Source organism: Stenotrophomonas sp. 05N37 (assembly GCF_056397365.1).
The window spans coordinates 232190-251546 of the sequence record NZ_JBFTNG010000004.1 but is presented as its reverse complement, the minus strand read 5'-3'; the positions used below and the strand labels follow the sequence as shown (position 1 = coordinate 251546).

At 68.3% G+C, this 19357-nt stretch carries 19 protein-coding genes; 17 read left to right on the top strand and 2 right to left on the bottom strand.

Going from position 1 to position 19357, the window contains the following annotated elements; genetic code table 11:
- Positions 1-7: 7 nt before the first annotated feature.
- The 15 genes from AC1DGC_RS13950 to AC1DGC_RS13880 all read left to right on the top strand — a co-directional run bounded on the left by AC1DGC_RS13950 (position 8) and on the right by AC1DGC_RS13880 (position 13074).
- Positions 8-538 (top strand): fimbrial protein, encoded by a 531-nt coding sequence (locus tag AC1DGC_RS13950; RefSeq protein WP_478048147.1) that lies wholly within the window; start codon positions 8-10, stop codon positions 536-538.
- 8 nt (positions 539-546) lie between these two features.
- The gene (locus AC1DGC_RS13945; protein WP_478048146.1) at positions 547-1080 is read left to right on the top strand and encodes a fimbrial protein; all 534 of its coding nucleotides are present in this window, start codon (positions 547-549) and stop codon (positions 1078-1080) included.
- 11 nt (positions 1081-1091) lie between these two features.
- On the top strand, positions 1092-1613 hold the full coding sequence (locus AC1DGC_RS13940) for a fimbrial protein (RefSeq protein WP_478048145.1): 522 nt from the start codon (positions 1092-1094) through the stop codon (positions 1611-1613).
- Positions 1610-2146, top strand: coding sequence for a fimbrial protein (locus tag AC1DGC_RS13935; protein WP_478048144.1), 537 nt, complete (start codon positions 1610-1612; stop codon positions 2144-2146). Before AC1DGC_RS13940 ends, AC1DGC_RS13935 begins: the two co-directional genes overlap by 4 nt.
- A gap of 76 nt (positions 2147-2222) precedes the next feature.
- Positions 2223-2741 carry a fimbrial protein gene (locus tag AC1DGC_RS13930; RefSeq protein ID WP_478048143.1) on the top strand — a complete coding sequence of 173 codons (519 nt, stop codon included), beginning with the start codon at positions 2223-2225 and terminating at the stop codon, positions 2739-2741.
- A gap of 81 nt (positions 2742-2822) precedes the next feature.
- Positions 2823-3563, top strand: coding sequence for a fimbrial biogenesis chaperone (locus AC1DGC_RS13925; RefSeq protein WP_478048142.1), 741 nt, complete (start codon positions 2823-2825; stop codon positions 3561-3563).
- A gap of 185 nt (positions 3564-3748) precedes the next feature.
- Positions 3749-4609 (top strand): fimbrial protein, encoded by an 861-nt coding sequence (locus tag AC1DGC_RS13920; protein ID WP_478048141.1) that lies wholly within the window; start codon positions 3749-3751, stop codon positions 4607-4609.
- A gap of 120 nt (positions 4610-4729) precedes the next feature.
- On the top strand, positions 4730-4975 hold the full coding sequence (locus AC1DGC_RS13915) for a hypothetical protein (protein ID WP_394161967.1): 246 nt from the start codon (positions 4730-4732) through the stop codon (positions 4973-4975).
- 310 nt (positions 4976-5285) lie between these two features.
- Positions 5286-7565: a GH92 family glycosyl hydrolase gene (locus AC1DGC_RS13910; RefSeq protein ID WP_478048140.1), complete on the top strand. Its 2280-nt coding sequence runs from the start codon at positions 5286-5288 to the stop codon at positions 7563-7565.
- Positions 7566-7706: 141 nt separating this feature from the next.
- The gene (locus AC1DGC_RS13905; protein WP_259202644.1) at positions 7707-8045 is read left to right on the top strand and encodes a type II toxin-antitoxin system Phd/YefM family antitoxin; all 339 of its coding nucleotides are present in this window, start codon (positions 7707-7709) and stop codon (positions 8043-8045) included.
- Between the two features lie 3 nt (positions 8046-8048).
- Positions 8049-8678 (top strand): ATPase, encoded by a 630-nt coding sequence (locus AC1DGC_RS13900; RefSeq protein ID WP_259202646.1) that lies wholly within the window; start codon positions 8049-8051, stop codon positions 8676-8678.
- 118 nt (positions 8679-8796) lie between these two features.
- Entirely contained in the window at positions 8797-9219 is a 423-nt protein-coding gene (locus tag AC1DGC_RS13895) for a baeRF12 domain-containing protein (protein WP_478048139.1), read from the top strand.
- The gene (locus AC1DGC_RS13890; protein ID WP_478048138.1) at positions 9216-9539 is read left to right on the top strand and encodes a thioredoxin family protein; all 324 of its coding nucleotides are present in this window, start codon (positions 9216-9218) and stop codon (positions 9537-9539) included. The genes AC1DGC_RS13895 and AC1DGC_RS13890 overlap by 4 nt, the downstream gene beginning before the upstream one ends.
- A 34-nt stretch (positions 9540-9573) precedes the next feature.
- A complete protein-coding gene (locus AC1DGC_RS13885; RefSeq protein WP_478048137.1) occupies positions 9574-10371 on the top strand; it encodes an AraC family transcriptional regulator in 798 nt (265 codons plus the stop codon).
- A 216-nt stretch (positions 10372-10587) separates the two neighbouring features.
- Positions 10588-13074: an autotransporter family protein gene (locus tag AC1DGC_RS13880; protein ID WP_478048136.1), complete on the top strand. Its 2487-nt coding sequence runs from the start codon at positions 10588-10590 to the stop codon at positions 13072-13074.
- A gap of 93 nt (positions 13075-13167) precedes the next feature.
- On the opposite strand, the gene AC1DGC_RS13875 is transcribed toward AC1DGC_RS13880, so the two are convergent.
- Positions 13168-14409 (bottom strand): MFS transporter, encoded by a 1242-nt coding sequence (locus AC1DGC_RS13875; protein ID WP_478048135.1) that lies wholly within the window; start codon positions 14407-14409, stop codon positions 13168-13170.
- Positions 14410-14625: 216 nt separating this feature from the next.
- Between AC1DGC_RS13875 and AC1DGC_RS13870 the strand changes: the two genes are divergently transcribed.
- Both AC1DGC_RS13870 and AC1DGC_RS13865 read left to right on the top strand, forming a co-directional pair.
- On the top strand, positions 14626-16494 hold the full coding sequence (locus tag AC1DGC_RS13870; RefSeq protein ID WP_478048134.1) for an XVIPCD domain-containing protein: 1869 nt from the start codon (positions 14626-14628) through the stop codon (positions 16492-16494).
- A gap of 49 nt (positions 16495-16543) precedes the next feature.
- A complete protein-coding gene (locus AC1DGC_RS13865) occupies positions 16544-17680 on the top strand; it encodes a hypothetical protein (protein ID WP_478048133.1) in 1137 nt (378 codons plus the stop codon).
- A 30-nt stretch (positions 17681-17710) separates the two neighbouring features.
- Here AC1DGC_RS13865 and AC1DGC_RS13860 read toward each other — a convergent pair whose 3' ends face one another.
- Positions 17711-19297, bottom strand: coding sequence for an SDR family NAD(P)-dependent oxidoreductase (locus AC1DGC_RS13860; RefSeq protein WP_478048132.1), 1587 nt, complete (start codon positions 19295-19297; stop codon positions 17711-17713).
- Positions 19298-19357 lie beyond the last annotated feature (60 nt).

The following is a 19357-nucleotide window of genomic DNA, read 5'->3' as shown; positions in this document are numbered from 1 at the left end:
CGCGGCGATGAACCTTCTCCAGAGCCTCCCCGTGCTGATCATGTTCGCGTGCGGGCCGGCACACGCGCAGAGCGCGGTGCGCGTTGACCTCAACGGCAGCATTGCCGCGGGCACGTGCACCATCGCGGCGGTGACCAAGACCATGCCCACCGTGCCGGCCAGTGGCTTTCCACAAACGGCAGCCAGCAACACGGGGATCGTCGCGAGCTACACGCCGTTCGAGCTCTCGCTGCGGTCATGCTCCGGCGTCACCGGCGCAACATTCGTCTTCGGTACCACGGCCGATGCCGAGCCGCTGCAGAACGACAGCTTCCGCAACAAGGCCGCGAACGGGGCGGCCTACGTCGCGATCTGGGTACGGGAAACAGCTGCCTGCAACAGCGGCACCACCATACGACCCGGCGGAACGTTGAGCAGGAATTTCACCACTGCGACCCTGTCGATTCCGCTGTGCGCGCAGTACTTCAAGATGGCCGGAGGCCTGGTGACGATGGGCCCGCTGACCACCAACTTCACCATCACGGTGACCTACCGATGAGCACGCCCATGACCCGATCCCTTCTACTGCGGGTCCTGTGTGGGCTGGCCGTGGCAGGCCCCGCCCATGCGCAGAGCAGCGCACGTGTTGAACTGAACGGCCACGTCAACGCTGGCACCTGCACCGTCGCGGCCGTGACCAAGGCGATTGCGCACGTGGGCGCGAATGCCTTCCCGCAGACTGCCGGAGGCACCGCCGGCATCACCGCCAGCTATACCAACTTCGAACTCTCGCTGACCGGATGCTCGGGGGTCACCGGTGCGAGCTTCCAGATGGGCGCTGCCGCCGACGCCAGTACGCAGGCCAATGTATTCAAGAACAAGGCCACCAACGGCGCCCCCTTCACCGGCTACTGGATCAAGGAAGGGACCGGCCGCTGCGCAACGGGAACCACGGTGGCGCCGGGCGATGCGATCAGCAAGAACTTCACGGCCGCCACCTACCAGCTCTACCTGTGCGCGCAGTACGTCAAGATCGCCGGCGGCCTGGTGACCATGGGGCCGCTGTCCACCAATTTCACCGTCACCATCACCTATCGATGAGGCATTCCATCATGCGTTTCATTGTCTGCAGCGGCTTCATGGCCCTGCTCCTGCCATTGGCAACAGCCCACGCGCAGAACGTCAGCCTCACCGGGACGGTGCGGCCCGGCACCTGTACGATCAACAATCCCACCCACAGCATGCCGGTGGTCGGGGCTGACAAGTTCCCCACCACCGCCGGTGGCGGCGTGGTGGACAGCTATACGCCGTTCGCGTTGGAGCTCACGGCGTGCAGTGGCGTGAAAGGGGCGCGCTTCACCTTCGGTGTGGCCGCCGATGCTGCGCCGGCACCGAACGCCACGCTTTTCCGCAACAAGCTGACCGCGGGCGCGGCGCCCAACACCGGCATCTGGCTCCAGCAGGGCGCGTGTTCGGCGACCGGCACCACGGTCGCGCCCGGCAGTTCGCTGACGCGCACGTTCACCGGCAGCCACACCGAGAACCTGTGCGCCCAGTACACCAAGGTCGGCACCGGGGAGGTCACTGCGGGCGACATCAGCAGTACGTTCACTGTGACTGTCGACTATCAATGATCCGGCGCCTCGCCACCGGCCATTCGCGCCTGCCCATCGTGGGCACGCTGTGCCTGCTCGGCGCGAGCGGGGGCGCGGCGGCCAATGGCGTTGTCGATCTGTCCGGCAGCGTGCGCCCGGGCACCTGTGAGGTGCACGCCGAGGACCGGGCCAAGCGGGTGGATCTGCCCAGGTTGCAGCTGCACATCATTGGCGCGGCGACCGGCGTGGTCGCGGCCAGCGCATTGGACTGGGAATTCCGCCTGGTCAATTGCCGCGGCGTCCAGCGGGTCTCGCTGGTGTTCGCGGGAACGCCGCAGATTCCCGGCGCACCGGAGCACGCTAACACCGGCACCGCCACCGGCGTCAGCCTGCACCTGGTGGAGCAGGGCAGCAATGCGGTGATGCCGGCCAGCGGTCATCGCGCCACCCGCGCGGTGGTTGGCGGTACTGCCACGTACCTCGGCCGCGGCTACTTCTTCCGCCACAACGGTCAACCCCTGCAGCACGGCACCTTCAAGAGTGCCGCGACCGTGGTGGTGACCTACGACTGACGTGTTTACGGCCAGCCTGACGCTTGAGCGGGCTGGTCTGATTCTGTTCTCAAGCCCACTGCACGAGGAATGACCCATGAAGCTCCGTATCACCCCGCTAGTGCTGGCCGGCCTGTTGGCTCCCGCACTGGCCAGTGCCAACACCATCGATTTCGATGGTGAACTGATCACCAGCACCTGCACGATTGCGGCCGGTGCCAGTGTGGACGTCACCTTCGGCAAGCTGGATGTATCGGCGTTGTCGGCCGACGGCAAGGAGACCGGCCGCCGTTCGATGCCGATCACCTTGAACTGCCCGGGCACCACGCCGACAGGCACGGTGGCGGTCAAGTTCGAAAGCCCGACCCTGGGCGACCCGGCCACCGGCAACCTGCGCCCCACCGCCAGCAGCACCGCCACCAACGTCCAGATCGCGATCGAGAATGCGCGCGGCACCCGCCAGATCATCAATGGCCTGCCGACGGCCGACTCCTACATTCCGATCCGCACCGGCGCGGTACAGCTGGACTACACCGCGTACTACGTGGCGGTCGGCGGTGCGGCCAGCCCCGGCACCGCGAAATCGAACGCGACCTTCGTGGTCGCCTACCCCTGATCGCACGCCGCACCGGGTGCCACGCTTGCGTGGCCCCGGCACGGCGCGCCCCGGCCTGGCCGGGAGACCGGAGTTTTCATCATGCATTGTGATTCCCTGCGGCGGGCGCTGGCCTGCACACTGCTGGCCTGCGTTGGCGCCGCCAGTACTTTCCCGGCCGCGGCCGGGGTGGTGATTGTCGGCACCCGCATCATCTTCGAGGCCAAGGACAAAGATCGCACCATCCAGCTCAACAACCAGGACGACGCCCCGGCGATGATCCAGGCCTGGATCGATGCGGGTGACGCGGATGCCAAAGCCAGCGAGATCCGGGTGCCGTTCGTGCTGACCCCGCCGCTGGCCCGCATCGAGCCGCGCCAGGGCCAATCGCTGCGGCTGCTGCATACGCCGCAGGCGATGCCGGAGCTGCCGACGGACCGTGAATCGGTGTTCTATTTCAACGTGCTGGAGATTCCGCCGCGGCGCGAGGCCGCACCGGACGAGAATCTGCTGCAGCTTGCCGTGCGCAGCCGGATCAAGCTGTTCTACCGCCCGGTGAGCCTGGAGGGCAAGCCACGCGAGGCGGCGGCCAGCCTGCGTTGGCGCACCGGCAGGGATGCGGACGGCCACTACCTGGAGGCACACAACCCCAGCCGGTATCACGTGTCGCTGGCCACGGCCTCGGTGGGCGGCGCGACCGTGACCGAACCGGGCATGATCGCACCGGGCAGCGCCTTGCGGATGGCGGTCGATCGGGCGCCAGCCGGTGGCCAGGCGGTGCAGTTCGACTGGATCGACGATTTCGGCGGGCACCTCGCCGCCACCGCAGTGCTGACGTTATGAGCGGCGTGGGAGGGGTGGCAGCCGTGCGGCGCGGGGATCGAGGAGGCAGCGCTGCCTCCGCATCTGGTGGACCAGCGCGACGTATCTTCGGAGACGCCGCACGGCGGTTGATCGCGATGGCGTTGTGCCTGTGCAGCGCCTCAGCCTGGGCGTGCTGGCCGACCAATCCTGGCACGACGCCAACGATGACCCTGCCCAGTTGGAGCCCGCCCGCGGTGGGCGAAAAGTGGGGGTTTGGGGCAAATCGAACGTACGATACATCGCTCGGAAGCGTCGCGTGCAACCATCCCACCGTGGCCTGGCAGATCAGCGAATCCCCGGGATGGAGCTACGATGCGGCCACCGGCCAATGGTGGCACTCCAGTGCGCCGGCACTGGGGATACGGGTAACCGTTGCTGACGAGCTGGTCACGAGTGGGATGGGACAGCGAAGGGTGACGGCCAACACCAGCCTGTACATCCGTCACGACATGTACCGCCGCGCCGGCATGGGCTTTGGCGAAACACCCAACCCCTTGAAACTGGTGATGTGGTCCGGCGAGGCAGGGCCGACGCCCCCTTCCAGCACATTCCATCGGGTGCGGGTGATTGCGATCAGCACGAAAGCCGCCCTGATCACCTGCGCGGTGAGCAACGCAGCGCCGGTGCTGACGCCGGCGCGGGCGGCTGCGATGCCCAGCGTCAACACCACCACGGTGGCCCACGCAGGATTCAGCATGCCGGTGAGCTGCGTCGATGGCCCCGACGGCGCCAACAACACACCGCTCCGGTTCACGCTGCGCGATGCCAACTCGACAGGCAGCATCTCCGATCGGCTGACGCCGGTCGCCGCGGGAACCACCTCGGAGGGGGTTCGCCTGCAGCTGCTGAGGAAAGGGGCGAGCGGCGACTACGTGGTGCAGAACATGGGCAGCAGTTGGGACCAGGTGGCCAACCGCGGATCGGGCACCCCTGCCGTAGAGCTGGCGGTGCGTTACATCCGTACCGGGCCCATCACGCCGGGCACGATCCGAAGCCAGGCGACCTTGACGCTTGAGTATCGTTAACTGTGGCTGCCACTGCGGCTTGGACGCGCAACGTACTCGCATCATCCTCACGATGATTCCACGCGCTGCTGCTTACCCGCATCCTAAGCTGGAGTTCCCATCAAGACGTTTCCCCCGCCCATGACCACAGCACTGCAGGATCTCGACGCGCTTGAGCCCATCGATATCGATGGGCTGAAGGCACAGGGCGTGCCGCCGGTCGCCCAGTACCTGGTGGACCAGGAAAAGTTTGTGTTGCTCGGCGGCAAGCGCGGCATCTATCGCCTGGCCGGTACGGAGACCGTCTGCTACTTCACCAGCCTGGATCAGATCCGGCTGCATCTGCTGGGGCAGTCACTGACCCGGATGACCGTGGAACTGGCCTAGCGGCTCAGCGTCCGCCGAGCGGGAAGGACAGCTGTCCATGCAATGTCGACGACATCGTGCATCGGCGTACCGCGGCGGGGACGAAGAGGGGGGCGCTGAGGATTGCAGGGTTGGTCAGTGCATCACCCACTGCGCAGTCACGGTGCCGGCCGGGAAGGCCGGCGCCGGGGCACCCGCACCGCAACATGCGGCCTCGCTGCGACGGTGCTAGGATCGATGTCACCTGAATCGATCTAAATTCGACGCCATGACAAAGAACGGGACGGTGCAGTGGTTGGGGCTCGCGGTAGGGGCGATGTTGGTGGCGGGCATGGCCACCGCCGCACCGGCCAAGGTCGGGGAGCGCGCTTACGCCGCTGTCGATCCCTTCATCGGCACCGGCGGGGAAGGGCATACCTATCCCGGCGCCACGGTCCCCTTTGGCATGGTGCAGCTCAGCCCGGATACGCGCATCCAGCCGCGCGAGAAGGCCTACGGCTGGGCCGCCGGTTACCGCTACGACGACAGCAGCATTGTCGGCTTCTCGCATACGCATTTCTCCGGCAGCGGCCATTCGGACCTGGGCGATGTGCTGGTGATGCCGTTCACCGGCGACCCCGGCCTGGACCGCGGCGATCCGGACACGCCGCGCAGCGGCTACGCCTCGCGTTTCCACCACGACAACGAAACGGCCGAGCCCGGCTACTACGCCGTCACCCTGGACGACTACAAGGTGCGCGCCGAGCTCACCGCCAGCGCGCGCACGGGCGTGCATCGTTACACCTATCCGCGCGGCGAGAAGGCGCGCGTGCTGCTGGACCTGCGCACCAGCCTGTACGACTACCCCGGCAAGATTTCCTGGTCGCGGTTGCGCCTGCAGCCGGATGGCACGGTCACCGGCTTCCGCGAAACCCGCGGCTGGGCACCGGGGCGGCAGCTGTATTTCGCGATGCGTTTTTCGCGTCCGCTGACCGCGCACGCGCTGCACAACACCGAGACCGACATCGCCTACAAGGGCTTCCCGCCGCCTGGGCAGAACGATCCCGGCCAGCGCCCGCAGATCGAAGGGCGGCAACTGGTGGGCACGTTCGATTTTGGCGTGCTGGACGCCCCGCTGGTGGTCACCGTGGCGATCTCCTCGGTGAGCGAGGCCGGTGCCATCGCCAACCTCGACGCCGAGGCCAGGGACCAGGATTTCGACCGCGTCCGTGCCGAGGCAAAACAGCAGTGGACCCAGGCGCTGTCGGCGGTGGAGATCGACGCGCCCGCGCATGACCGCCGCAGCGCCTACACCGCGCTGTACCACAGCATGCTCGGCCCGACGCTGTTCATGGATGCCGACGGTCAGTACCGCGGCTCGGACAATGCGGTCCATCGGGCCGAGGGCTATACGAACTACTCGACGTTCTCGCTGTGGGATACCTACCGGGCGCTGCATCCGCTGCTCACCCTGGTACAGCCGGAAAAACGCAACAGTGACTTCATCAATTCGCTGATCGCCCACCAGCAGCACAGCGCCTACGGCATGCTGCCGGTCTGGGCGTTCCACGGGCAGGAGACGTGGTGCATGATCGGCTACCACGCCGTGCCGGTGATCGCCGACGCCTACGTCAAGGGCATCCGCGGTTTCGATGCGGACAAGGCGCTGGACGCGATGGTCGCCACCGCCAACTACGGTCCCTACGATGGCATCGCGCAGTACCGCGAGCTGGGCTGGGTGCCGATCGACGAGGAAGGCGAGGCCGCGAGCAAGACGCTCGAGTACGCTTTCGACGACTGGACCATCGCGCGCATGGCCGAAGCGATGGGCCGCAAGGACGTGCAGGCCACCTTCGATACGCGCGCCGGCAACTGGCGCCATGCCTTCGACGCGGGCACCGGTTTCATGCGTGCCCGCAAGCGCGATGGCAGCTTCCGCGAGCCGTTCGATCCGTCGGCCAGCGGGTACGGCACCGACTACACCGAAGGCAACGCGTGGCAGTACTCGTGGTACGTGCCACAGGACGTGGCCGGGCTGGCCGCCGCACACGGTGGCAGCGACACGCTGCTGGCGCGCCTGGACCAGGTGTTCGATGCCAAGGTCGACCCGTCGATCTTCGAACACATGGAAGACATCACCGGCCTGATCGGCTGGTACGCGCACGGCAATGAGCCCAGCCACCACGTCGCCTACCTGTACGCCTACGCCGGCCAGCCGTGGCGCACCCAGGCCCGGCTGAAGCAGATCATGGACACCCAGTACGCCGACCGTCCCGACGGCCTGGCCGGCAACGACGACCTGGGCCAGATGTCGGCCTGGTACGTCTTCACCGCGCTGGGCTTCTACCCGGTCGCGCCGGGCAGTGGCGAATACATCATCGGTCGGCCGTTCCTGCCCAGGGCCACGCTGCACCTGCGCAACGGCAAGACCTTCACGGTCATCACCGAGGGCATGGGCAAGGGGCATGACTACGTCGGCACGGTCACCCTCAATGGGCAGCCATTGCAGCGCACGTTCCTGCGCCATGCCGAGATCCTGGCCGGCGGCGAGCTGCGCTTCACCCTACAGGCCGAGCCGAACCGGGCATGGCCGGTGCAGGGGGCCGAGGCGCCCTACTCGATGTCGCGCTGAGGCGGGCGTACCTTTGTCGGACCGGGGCTGGCCATCACGGACCCGCCCCACCGGCGGCCGTGGGGCGGGGGACATGGGTATTTATTCCCAATTTACCCAAAAGGGGTATTATGTCCCCACCTCTTCGCGCTGGAGCGCGCCATGACCCTGCCACTGGATCTGCCCGGCCTTGAGAAGGCCACCGCGTCATCGGTGAAAACCCGTGGCTGGCCGAGCCTGATGCGCACCGTGCGCGAGAAGCAGGCGCTGGTGATCACCAACCACAACCACCCCGAAGCGGTGATCGTGGACATCAAGGCCTACCAGGAACTGCTGGCCAGGGCAGCCGGGGCGGCGGGCGACGCGCGAGGCGGTACGCTGGAGCGCCTGCGCGCCGAGTTCGACGCGCAACTGGTCGGGCTCAATCGTGATGGCGGGCTCGGCAAGGTGCTGGGCAAGCCGATCCATCGCGGCAAGATCACCCCCGGCAAGTCGCTCTGACCGATGGGGCGGATCCTGGTGCTGGCTGGCGTCAACGGCGCCGGCAAGAGTTCGCTGCTGGGTACCCTGCTGGAAGCCCAGGGATTGTCCTGGTACAACCCCGACGCGTTCACCCGCGCCCTGGTCCAGGCGGGCTGGGTAGAGGCCGAGGCCAACGCGATGGCATGGCACGAAGGGACCCGGCGACTGCGCCAGGCGATGGCCGATGGCAGCGATTTCGCCTTCGAAAGCACGCTCGGCGGCAACACCATCCCGCGCCTGCTGGGCGAGGCCTGCGCGTCGCATGAGGTGGCCATCTGGTTCTGCGGCCTGGACAGCGTGGACCTGCACGTCGAGCGCGTGGCGGCCCGGGTCAGCCGTGGGGGCCACGACATCCCGCAGGACAAGATCCGCGCCCGCTACGATGCCTCGCGCGAGAACCTCATCGATCTGCTTCCGTCGCTGGCCGAGCTGCACGTCTACGACAACAGCGCCCCGCTGGACGAGCAGGGCCGCGCCGACCCGCGGCCCCTGCTGCAACTGGACCGCGATGGCCTGCATTACCCGGTGTCGGTCGCCGAATTGCTGCACACCCCGGACTGGGCCAAGCCGATCGTGATGCGGGCGATGGAGCTGCACGCCGGCGCTGCCTGACGCGGCGGGCAGGGGCGGTGCACACGCGGCGCACACATCCGTATGCGCGGTGCTTACATGGTGCTGCCTACCTTGGACCCAGGGCGCAATGGCGACCCGTTTTCCCAAGGAGTCCACGATGCAGCAGCACATTCCCGCAGGCACCCTCGTCGTCGTCGCAGATGGCGGCTCGGCCCGTGTGTTCACCAACGTCGGCGATGGCCGCACCCTGCAGCTCAAGCAGCACGATGAGCTGAAGGTCCAGGACATCAGCGCACAGGGTGTCTCCGGCCAGGGGCCGTCGGGCTCGATGCCGCAGGACATGAGCATCTCGCAGTTGAACGAAGCCACCTTCGCCAAGCAGCTGGCCGGCCAGTTGAACGAAGACGCCCTCAACAACCGCTATGCCCACCTGGTGCTGATCGCCGATCCGCAGACGCTGGGCCGGATCCGTCCGCAGCTGCACAAGGAAGTCCAGTCGCGCTTGCTCGCCGACCTGGCCAAGGATCTGACCAACGCCCCGCTCGAAGACATCCAGCGGGCGCTTGAGCAGGCGCGATGAGCTACAGCCGCGACTACGCCAGCCAGCAGCCCTCCCGCGCCGACATCGACGCGGGTAGGGGCTGGCAACTGGTCGAGTTCGGCGCGCCGTGGTGCGCGCACTGCAGTGCCGCCCAGTCGGTCCTCAAGGACTGGCTGGACGTGCACGAGATGCCGCACCTGAAGATCGAGGACGGCAAGGGCCGGCCTGCGGGCCGCTCGTTCAAGGTCACGCTGTGGCCGACGGTGATCCTGCTGCGCGACGGGCAGGAGGTGGCGCGGGTGGTGCGGCCGCGCGGGGATGGCGATCTGGCGGTGTTCGGGCACGCGCTGCAGGGCTAGAATCCCGGCGTTGGTTGTTTGCCGGGATCCACGCGTGCCCTATAGAAAAAAGGACATCACCGCCGCCGATGGGCAGGGCCGCAGCGTGCCCTTCGCGCCGGATGCGCCAGTGCTGTGCCGCGCGCGCGACTACAGCCCCGGCACCGTGATTCCGCTGCACCATCATCCCGACCGCCATCAGCTGGTGTACGCCGAGACCGGCGTCTTGGTGGTGCAGGCAGGTGCGGGGCGATGGGTGGTGCCAAGCACGCGCGCGATCTGGATGCCGGTCGGCATGGGCCACAAGGTGAGCTGCATCGGCGCGGTCGGCATGCGCAGCCTGTACATCCTGCCGTCGGCCATCGCCCATCCGCCGGGCACGGCCTCCACGGTCTCGGTCACGCCGTTGCTGGCCGCGCTGATCCGCGCCGCCGTCGAGGTGCCGCAGCCGTATCGCCAGGACTCGCGCGATGGCCGGGTCATGCAACTGATCCTCGACGAACTGCAGACGCTGCCGGTGTTGCCGCTGCACCTGCCGCAACCGCTGGACCCGCGCCTGCAGGCCATCGCCCGCCAGCTGGAATCCGCCCCGGATGATCCCTCCACGCTGCAGGACTGGGCGCGCCGCCTGTCGGTGGACGTCAAGACGATCCAGCGCCTGTGTGCGCGCGAGCTGGGCATGACCTTTGGCCAGTGGCGGCAGCAGGCGCGGTTGCTGCGCGCGCTGGAGCGGCTGGCGCACGGGGACAAGATCATCGATGTAGCGCTGTCGCTGGGGTATGCCAGCCCCAGCGCGTTCACTGCGATGTTCAAGAAGCGCTTCGGACAACGGCCGAGCCAGTTCTTCCACTGACGCAGCGCCGGATCACTACGAAAGCTTCACGGTGCATATGCGGAAGTTATACGGTGAGCCCGCTCACAGCTCAGCAGCCGGCGCTTTCCGCCACGGTTGAGAAAAGTTGTATGGCGTCCCGCCCGTGGATCGGGATGATGGCTATGCCCGGACGCTCGGCCGCCGCCGCGCCGCGTGCCCTGGGGTCGACTGGCAGTACCACCATAGGACACCTGCATGAAGAGTTCCCCCCTCCTGCGGCACGCGTCGCGCCCTGCCTGCCCGGCGACGGCGTCCATGGCGGTAACGCCGCCATTGACCCCTGGCTGCGCCAGGCTGCTCCCGCTCGCGATCAGCCTGGCCCTGCTGTCAGCGTTTCCGAGCGCGCAGGCAGGGAATCTGTCGAATGGCGGCCGGGCAACGGTGGATCCATCAACGCCCGTGGAAGACTGGACCGTGACCGGTGGGTCGATCCTCACCGTCTCGGCCGGCGGCGCGACCGGCACCATTGAAGTCGATGGAGCGGGATCAAGCGTGGTTGCGCAAGGGGGGACGATCACCAAAAGCGTCCCGACGGGTGCGGACGATGCAGCGCTCCTGATATCCAGTGGTGCAACTGCCGAGATTGCCGACACCCGTATTGTGAGCGTCAGCAACGGCATCAACCTCCGGTCCAACGTGCCGAGCAGCCTGCGCCTGGTCAACAGTGAGATTGCCGCCACGCGCACCGGCATCCAGGGCAACAACGGGGCCATCATCGCGCTGGACGGTTCGCGTATTTTTGCCGATGGCAGTTCGGGGTCGGGCACGCTCGACGGCGTGGGCCTGGCGTCGATCACCGCGACCAGCACGCTCGCCAATGGCAGCTATGTGGGCGGGCAACAGAATGGGGCCTGGTTGACCTATGTGCCCGGCGGAAGTGGGCAGACCGACGCCTCGATCACGCTGGATGCATCGACCCTCGAGGGCATTACCGGTGCGGCATTGCGGATTCAGGCAAATGCGTTGCCACTCAACGGCCTGGTGTCCATCGTCAACGGGTCCACGCTGATCGGCGGCAACGGGAACATCATCGAAGTCCTCACCGCCAGCCGCGGCACACCGGGCCTGTCAAACGCGACGGTGCTCGTGGATGACAGCCGCCTTGATGGCAATGTGTCGGTGGCCGCGGGCGAGACGATCGACCTGCGGCTGGCGAACGCTGCGCAGATCACCGGCCGCTTCGACAATGTGACCGCGGCTGTGCTGCAGACCGGATCGCGCTGGAACGTCACCGCCGATTCCACCGTGGGCACGCTCACGCTGGACGCGGGCACGCTGGCCTTCGATGCGTCTGCCCCCGGGTTCAAGACCGTGACCGTCGGTGGTGATTTCACCATCAACGGCGGCACCGTGATCTTCAACAGCGTGCTGGGCGACGACGCGTCGCCCTCGGACAAGCTGGTCCTGGGCGGAAATGCCTCGGGCACCGGCACCGTGGTGGTCAACAACCTCGGCGGGAGCGGTGCGCAGACGGGGGAGGGCATCCAGTTGATTTCCGTGGCGGGGGCCTCCAACGCCACGTTTGCCCTGTCGGGGCGCGCCGTCGGCGGCGCCTATGAGTACTTCCTGTTCAAGGGCGGGGTATCCACCCCGTCCGATGGAGGCTGGTATCTGCGCTCGGCCCTGCCGGTGACACCCGATCCCTGTGTGGTGGACCCCAGCCTGCCGCAGTGCAAGCCAGTTGACCCGGTCGATCCCGTTGACCCGGTAGATCCGGTTACGCCGGTGGACCCGGTCGATCCGGTGGACCCGGTCCCCGTGTTGCGCCCCGAACCCGGCGCCTATCTGGCCAACCAGGCCGCGGCGATCCGCATGTTCCAGCAGCGCCGCCATGATCGTGGCCAACCGTCGTTCGATCGGGACACCGTGGGTGCGTGGGCGCGCGTGTCGCGCGATCAACTGCACACCACCGTCGCCGGCCAGGTGGACGCGCGCAGCCAGACCAGCGCGCTGCAGATCGGCAGCGATCTGGCGCGCTGGGGGCAGCAGGGGCGCGGCTCGGTTGGCGTCATGCTGGCCACCGGCGATGCGACGACCCAGGCCATCTCGCGGCTCACCGGCTATGGCACCCGTGGCAAGGTCGAGGGCGACGCGCTGGGTGTTTACGCCAGCTGGGTGCAGAACGCCGAGGACGATGCCGGGCTGTACCTGGACGGCTGGTTGCAGTACGGACGTTACGACAGCCAGGTGCAGGGCGACGGGCTGGACCGGGAGAGGTACCACGCCACCACCCGTGCGGCGTCACTGGAAGCCGGTTACGGCATCGCACTGACCGACAGCGAACACCGTTCGGTCTACCTGCAGCCCCAGGTGCAGGTGAGTTACACCGACTACAACGGCGACCTGCACCGCGAAAGCAACGGCACGCGGGTGGAGGATGGCCGCGCTGGCGGGCTGGAATCGCGGGTGGGCGTGCGTCTGTTCGGGCACGACAACGCGGCGGGCAATCGCGTGCAGCCGTTCGTGGCGCTGAACTGGCTGTACGCCGAACGCGGCCAGAGCATGCGGTTCGATGGCCAGACGCTGGATGCCTCGCTGCCAACCAACCGCTACGAAGCGCAGGCCGGCGCGCAGCTCCGGCTGGGCGAGCGCTGGTCGGCCTGGGGCGACCTGCGCGTGCAGCGTGGCGATGGCGGCTACCGGGACGCCGGGGCGCAGATTGGCGTGCGCCGGGCCTGGTAACCGGGAGCGATGCAGCCAGGGGCCGCTACGGTTGCCCCTTTGCCGTTGCGGGCCGGTCGGGCCTGCGGCTGCGGAGACCAGGACACATCCTCGTCAGTGCATCTTCGTCTTCGGCAGGAATGCCGTTGCGAGGCCCAGCAGCGGCAGGTACGAGGTGAAGTGGTAGACCCACACGATGCCGTGGATGTCGGCCAGCTTGCCCAGGCCTGCCGCGCCCACGCCGCCGATGCCGAACATCAGGCCGAACATCAGCCCCGACACCATGCCCACGCGGCCCGGCACGGCTTCCTGCGCATACACGACCAGCGCGGCGAAGGCCGAGGACATCACCAGGCCGACCGCGATCGCCAGCACCGCCGTGCCCATCAGGTTGGCGTAGGGCAGGGCGAGCGCGAACGGGGCCACGCCAAGGAACGAGATCCAGATCACCGCCTTGCGCCCGATCCGGTCGCCGACCGGGCCGCCGATGAAGGTACCCAGCGCGATCGAGGCCAGGAAGATGAAGAGATACATCTGACTCTGCTGCACGCTGAGGTGGAAGCGTTCGATCAGGTAGAAGGTGAAGAAGTTGGTGAACGAGGCGATATAGACGAACTTGGCGAACATCAGCACCGAGATCACCACGATCGCCTGCACCACCTTGCCGCGGCTGAGGCCGGTGCCGTGGTTGCGCGCCAGGCTGCTCATCTTGGCCTGGCCATGGCGCACGGTCCAACCGGTGAGCCGGAACAGCACGAAGATGGCGACCGCGGCGATCAGCATGAACCAACCGATCGCACGCTGGCCGTGCGGGATCACCACGGCCGCCGCCAGCAGGGGGCCCAGTGCCGAGCCGGTGTTGCCGCCCACCTGGAAGGTGGACTGCGCCGTGCCGAAGCGACCGCCCGAGGCCATCCGCGCCACCCGCGACGCTTCCGGGTGGAAGGTGGCCGAGCCCACGCCGACGACGGCGGCGGCCACCAGCAGCATCTCGTAACTGTTGGCCAGGGCCATCATCGCGATGCCGATGAAGGTGGCCACCATGCCCGACGGCAGCAGGTACGGCAGCGGGCGCTTGTCGGTGTACATGCCCACCCATGGCTGCAGCAGCGAGGCGGTGACCTGGTAAACCAGCGCGAGCACGCCGATCTGGCCGAAGCTCAGCTGGAACTCGCTCTTGAACATCGGGTACACCGCCGGCAGCACCGCCTGGATCATGTCGTTGAGCAGGTGCGCGAACGCGGCCGCGCCGACGATGCGGATCGCAAAGCCCTGGTTGACCGGGGCGGCGGGCGTGGCGGCGGGAATGTTCGAGGAGGAGCTGGGGGCGGGGGGCGGTGCAGTCATGGGCGGCATCAAACGCAGGAGGGTCGCGATACCAGGCGCGGGGCGCGGCTGGCCCCGGACCGGCGGACGGGGGAGATGGACAAGCGTAGGCGCTCGACGGCGTCCCGTCTCGCGCGATTTGGGCGGCCGTCGTCGCGATTGGGGCACCGTTGCCGCCACGCGCAGTGAACGCGCGCTTCAGTCCCGGCCTCTACAATGGAGCGCTCGTTTCAAGGAGGTCACGGCATGAATGCCGATACAAACAGGGACGGCGCAGCGAGCATCGCGCGCCATCGTAGTGCCGCCGAGGTGGCCTTCAACCCGGACTACGGTTCGGCCAACAGCGAGTACCGCGTCGGCGTGGGGGCCCACGCGATCAGCTGGAATCCCGGCGATGGGGCAGTCAAGGGCGCCACCGAGCGCGACGTCGCCAAGCTCGGCGCGACGGCGCAGACCCAGGGCCAGGCGGTCACCTTCACCCACGCCAGTGCCGATGGCCTGGTGAACTACCAGGTGCAGATGGAACAGATGGCCGGGGTGCGCGCCGAGCACGGCGGCAGCGGCAGCCGTGGTGCCGCTGCCGAAGTGTCCAGCACTGCCGGCACGCGCGGCCGCTATCTGGTCAGCCTGCCCGCCGGGCAGGATGCGACCGACGCGGCGCGGGTGTCTCCGTTCGATCCCACCTCGATTCCGGTCGGTGGCCGGGTCACGCTGGATGGGCAGGCGTTCCAGGGCACTGCGCTGGATGCCAGCTTCCGCCACATCGCCACCCAGACCCAGCTCACCGAGGCCGCCGGGGCCAGCTACCGCGTGGACCGCGTGGATGCGCAGCATGTGCGCGTGAGCATGGGGCCCAACCAGGCGGTATCGGCGTTCAACGGGCTGGGTGTGTCGGCCGGTGGCGTCAGCGCGATGCTCGGCCGCCAGGACGCGCTCGGCCAGTCCACGGTGAAGACCGCGACCTTCGACCTCGGCCAGGCCGATGGCCAGGCCGCCTACGCGCATTTCGTGGCGACCGGCGAAATCGCCGCGCAGACGCCCGGCGTCGAGGCAGCCGCGACGGTGGAACGGCTCGGGATGAGTTCGCAGACGCGTCTCAAGGTGGGCATCGGTGAGCACCTGGGCGCGGACTTGGGCGGCGCACGCAATGCCGGTGAGGTAGTGCGCACGCGCTTCGACGACGGCAGCCATGTCGATGCGCGTCGCGTGGAATACAGCGGCAACGTGCCGATGACCCGGCTGAGCGTGCACGCCGCCGATGGCACCGAGAATGTCCAGGCACGGCGCTATGAGTTCCAGCTCGACCTGCGCAACCAGCCGCACGCCGAGCAGATCGCCGGCATGCTCAACACCGCGCTCACCGGCGACACCCGCCGCGAGGGACCGGTCCAGGCCGGCGACACCCTCACCCTGCGCTTCAGCGAGCCGCAGATGCGCGCGTTGATGGCGCAGACCCAGGCGCTGGTGAAGGGCAACCCCGGCGCCGACCCGCGTTGGCACGTGTTGGCCGATGACGGGCAAGGCAGGCCGCAGCAGGATGTGGACGCGTTCGCCACCACGATGGCGCGCATGCAGGGCCAGTCCGCGCATGGCATGGCCGAGCGCCTGTTCAAGCTCTCCAACGCCGCCGACGGCGATCCGCGCGGCGGCTTCGTCCCGATTGACGCCAGCGTGGACAGCCCGCGGCTGCGCAACCTGCCGGCGCCGACGCCCCTGCTGCCGCAGGACCCGCGCCATGCCGACAGCCCCGACCACGGGTTGATGCGGCAGGGCCAGTCGGCGGTCGGTGCGCTGGACCAGGGCATGGGTCGCCAGTCCGATGCGATGAGCGAGCGCCTGTACATGGGCCTGCTGGTGGCGGCGCGGCGCGAGGGCCTGGAGCGGATCGACCAGGCCGTGCTCAGCGAGAACGGCCAGTACGCGTTCGCCGTCCAGGGCGACCCGCTCGGCGCGGACCGCCGGCTGGCGCGGGCCGAGACCACCGAGGCGGTGGCGACGCCGGTGGGCGAGCACGTGCGTGCGTTGCAGACCGTGGCCGAGTCGCGGGCGCCGGCGCCGGAGACCGCGCGCGCGGCCGAGCAGGTGCAGGCCAGTGAGATGGCCCGCCAGGCATGACGCATGGCGCGCGTAACGCGCGCCTCCCCCCTATCCACGAGTCTGCTGCATGCCGTTTTCCCTGCTTGCGCTGGCCGCCGTCCTGGCCAGCGCCGAGGCCGCGCCTGTCGATCTCCTGCAGCCGGGCCTGTACCGGCTGGACCCGGAGGCGTACCTGTCGGCACCGCCGGCCATCGCGCCGCCTGGCCAGGCGTACCGGCAACGCGTGGAGCACGCGCTGCCGGTGGCGGCCAAAGTCCGCTATGCCTACGTCTCGCGTGACCGCCAGGCCGGGCTCAACAAGCTGGTGTTCGTCACCGATGCGGACGATCGCGACGACGGCAACCCCGTGCATCGGCTGTGCCGGGCCTATGCGTTTCCGGGCTGGAACGCCCGGTCCGACGCGCAGCCGTTCTGTCGCACCCACATCGGCACCGACGGCAGCGAGGCGGTGATCGAGTGGACCGCAACCCGGTTCACGGTGCGCTGGGACGACCAGAAGCGCGCCACCGGGACCGAGCAGGTTCCGGCGGTGCGCACGCCTACGCCGGAGGAGGCCGGCATCTGCGCCATCGCCGATGTCTGCGCGCCGGAGGCGTATGGGCGCAGCATCCAGCACTACGAGGTGACCCACTACCGCGACGGCTTTGCCCTGGCGCAGGCGCGCGACTACCAGGACGTGCTGTACCTGCCCAACGCGATTGCGCTGCACGCGCATGCCGGCCAGGAAGGCGGCGGCACCCCGTTGGCGGCCGGCAGTTTCGTGGCGGTGCTCGCGCGCACGCCGTCGTGGTATCGGGTAGAGCAGGTGGCGGCCGATGGCGGCAGCACGACCGGCTGGATCGATCGCGATGCACTGTCGCGGCCGCTGTGGGTGGAACAGGCCGCCAGCGCACCCGGGTTCCGGTTTCGTCTGGGGTTCGAGCGTGACACGCAGGACGAGGCGCGACGCCTGCTGACGGCGATCGAGGTGCTCGACGCCCGCACCGGTGAGCGCGTGCAGGTCCTGCGGGATTTCGATACCGAGCCGGTCCTGGCGGGCGAATCCGACCTGCTGCAGGTGGTGGACGCCGACGCCGACGGCCACCCCGATCTCCTCCTGCCGGCCTGGTCGGGTGGCGCCGGGGGCGAGGGCACGTTCAATGTCTTCGTGTTCGATCCGGCCACGCACCGGTTCGTGTTCGATCCGGCGCGCTCCGATCCCTGAGCGCGGGTCGCCCCGCGCCCTGCCGCGCGCTTACCAGTCGGTCGGCGCGTAGTCCTTCAGGAACTGGCCCCACACGTGCTCGCCGGTGTTGAAGCCATGGATGATCGGGTCGACGATGCGCGCAGCGCCGTCGACGATATCCAGCGGCGGGTGGAAGCGCTCTTCCTGCACTTTCTTGGCGGCGATCTCCGCCGGATCCTCGTCGGTCACCCAGCCGGTGTCCACGCTGTTCATGTGGATGCCGTCGTTCTGGTAATCGGCCGCCGAGGTGCGCGTCATCATGTTCAACGCGGCCTTGGCCATGTTGGTATGCGGGTGGCGCGTGGTCTTGAAGTTGCGGTAGAACTGGCCCTCCATCGCCGACACGTTGACGATGTGCTTGTCGCGCTCGGGCGTGGCCAGCATCAGCGGCTTCAGGCGCGCGTTGATGATGAACGGCGCGATCGCATTGACCAGCTGGGTTTCCAGCAATTCCACCGACGGCACTTCGGCCATCAACAGGCGCCAGGAATTGCGGCCGCGCAGGTCCACCTGCTGCAGGTCCTGGTCCAGACGGCCCTCGGGGAACAGATGCTGCTGGCCCACCAGCTCGTCTTCCAGCAGCGCCACCTGCGACAACTCGGCCGCGCGGGTCAGGCCATCGGCCCCGTTGAGGCCGCGCTCCTGCACCGCCGGCAGCGCGATCGCCGAGGCGTCGCTCAGCAGTTCCGGGCTGCGCAGGCCTTCATATTGGCCGACCAGCTTGCGCACCGTCTCCGGCAGCTCGTGCAGCGCGGCGGTCTCACCGGCCATCATGTGCGCGTAGAACTGCGGCGGGCGGCGCACGGTCTGGCAGGCGTTGTTGATGATGAAGTCCAACCGCGTACGGGTGGCCAGCAACTCGTTGCAGAACGCTTCCACGCTGGGCGTATGGCGCAGGTCCAGGCCGTACACCTGCAGGCGGTGGCCCCACTCGGCGAAGTCGGGCTCTTCGGCATAGCGGGCCGCCGAGTCGCGCGGGAAGCGCGTGGTCACGATGAGTTCGGCACCGGCACGCAGCAGCTTCAGGCCGGCCTGGTAACCGATCTTGACCCGGCCGCCGGTCAACAGCGCGACGCGACCGCGCAGGTCGGCGGTCTCGGTGCGCTTGGTGAAGTTCAACGCGGCGCAGGTCGGGCACATCTGGTCGTAGAAATGGTGCAGCTGGGTGAACTTCTGCTTGCACACGTAGCAGTGGCGCAGTTCCGGCGAATGCACCGGCTCGGGTGCTGCCGCGGCGCCTTCGCCGTTGTGCGCGTCATGCAGGCCGGGGGCGTGCGGCGGGAAATAGTTCGGCGTGCTGAACACCGGCTTGCGGCGCAGCGTGCGGATGCCGGTCTGCTCGAGCAGGGCCTCGGCCTTGCGCACCTTTTCCTGGTGGCGCTGCTTGGCCTGCTGCTTGAGCATCTGCCGGCGCGCCTTCGGCTCGGGGTGGTAGACCTTGGCCACCACCTGGTGCAGGCGCGCGCGATCGGCGTCGGGCAGGGTGTCGAGCACGCTGCGGTCGGCCTCGATCGCCTCCAGCAGGTCCAGCGCGGCGCGCAGGCGGTCGGTCAGGGGCAGATCGTCGGCGGCGAGGGGTGGGGCGATGGTGTTCACGTCGGTTCCGGGGAAGCGGTGGGGAGGCAGGGCGGGAAGCAGAGCGATGACCGGCTCGAT

Excerpts from the sequence above, each read along its gene's own strand:
- AC1DGC_RS13935 (WP_478048144.1), top strand. The coding sequence starts at position 1,610 with ATGATCCGGCGCCTCGCCACCGGCCATTCGCGCCTGCCCATCGTGGGC.
- AC1DGC_RS13875 (WP_478048135.1), bottom strand. The coding sequence starts at position 14,409 with ATGCCGCCCATGACTGCACCGCCCCCCGCCCCCAGCTCCTCCTCGAAC.
- AC1DGC_RS13940 (WP_478048145.1), top strand. The coding sequence starts at position 1,092 with ATGCGTTTCATTGTCTGCAGCGGCTTCATGGCCCTGCTCCTGCCATTG.
- AC1DGC_RS13905 (WP_259202644.1), top strand. The coding sequence starts at position 7,707 with ATGACCCTGCCACTGGATCTGCCCGGCCTTGAGAAGGCCACCGCGTCA.
- AC1DGC_RS13930 (WP_478048143.1), top strand. The coding sequence starts at position 2,223 with ATGAAGCTCCGTATCACCCCGCTAGTGCTGGCCGGCCTGTTGGCTCCC.
- AC1DGC_RS13920 (WP_478048141.1), top strand. The coding sequence starts at position 3,749 with ATGACCCTGCCCAGTTGGAGCCCGCCCGCGGTGGGCGAAAAGTGGGGG.
- AC1DGC_RS13945 (WP_478048146.1), top strand. The coding sequence starts at position 547 with ATGACCCGATCCCTTCTACTGCGGGTCCTGTGTGGGCTGGCCGTGGCA.
- AC1DGC_RS13870 (WP_478048134.1), top strand. The coding sequence starts at position 14,626 with ATGAATGCCGATACAAACAGGGACGGCGCAGCGAGCATCGCGCGCCAT.
- AC1DGC_RS13925 (WP_478048142.1), top strand. The coding sequence starts at position 2,823 with ATGCATTGTGATTCCCTGCGGCGGGCGCTGGCCTGCACACTGCTGGCC.
- AC1DGC_RS13900 (WP_259202646.1), top strand. The coding sequence starts at position 8,049 with ATGGGGCGGATCCTGGTGCTGGCTGGCGTCAACGGCGCCGGCAAGAGT.
- AC1DGC_RS13890 (WP_478048138.1), top strand. The coding sequence starts at position 9,216 with ATGAGCTACAGCCGCGACTACGCCAGCCAGCAGCCCTCCCGCGCCGAC.
- AC1DGC_RS13950 (WP_478048147.1), top strand. The coding sequence starts at position 8 with ATGAACCTTCTCCAGAGCCTCCCCGTGCTGATCATGTTCGCGTGCGGG.
- AC1DGC_RS13865 (WP_478048133.1), top strand. The coding sequence starts at position 16,544 with ATGCCGTTTTCCCTGCTTGCGCTGGCCGCCGTCCTGGCCAGCGCCGAG.
- AC1DGC_RS13895 (WP_478048139.1), top strand. The coding sequence starts at position 8,797 with ATGCAGCAGCACATTCCCGCAGGCACCCTCGTCGTCGTCGCAGATGGC.
- AC1DGC_RS13880 (WP_478048136.1), top strand. The coding sequence starts at position 10,588 with ATGAAGAGTTCCCCCCTCCTGCGGCACGCGTCGCGCCCTGCCTGCCCG.
- AC1DGC_RS13915 (WP_394161967.1), top strand. The coding sequence starts at position 4,730 with ATGACCACAGCACTGCAGGATCTCGACGCGCTTGAGCCCATCGATATC.
- AC1DGC_RS13910 (WP_478048140.1), top strand. The coding sequence starts at position 5,286 with ATGGCCACCGCCGCACCGGCCAAGGTCGGGGAGCGCGCTTACGCCGCT.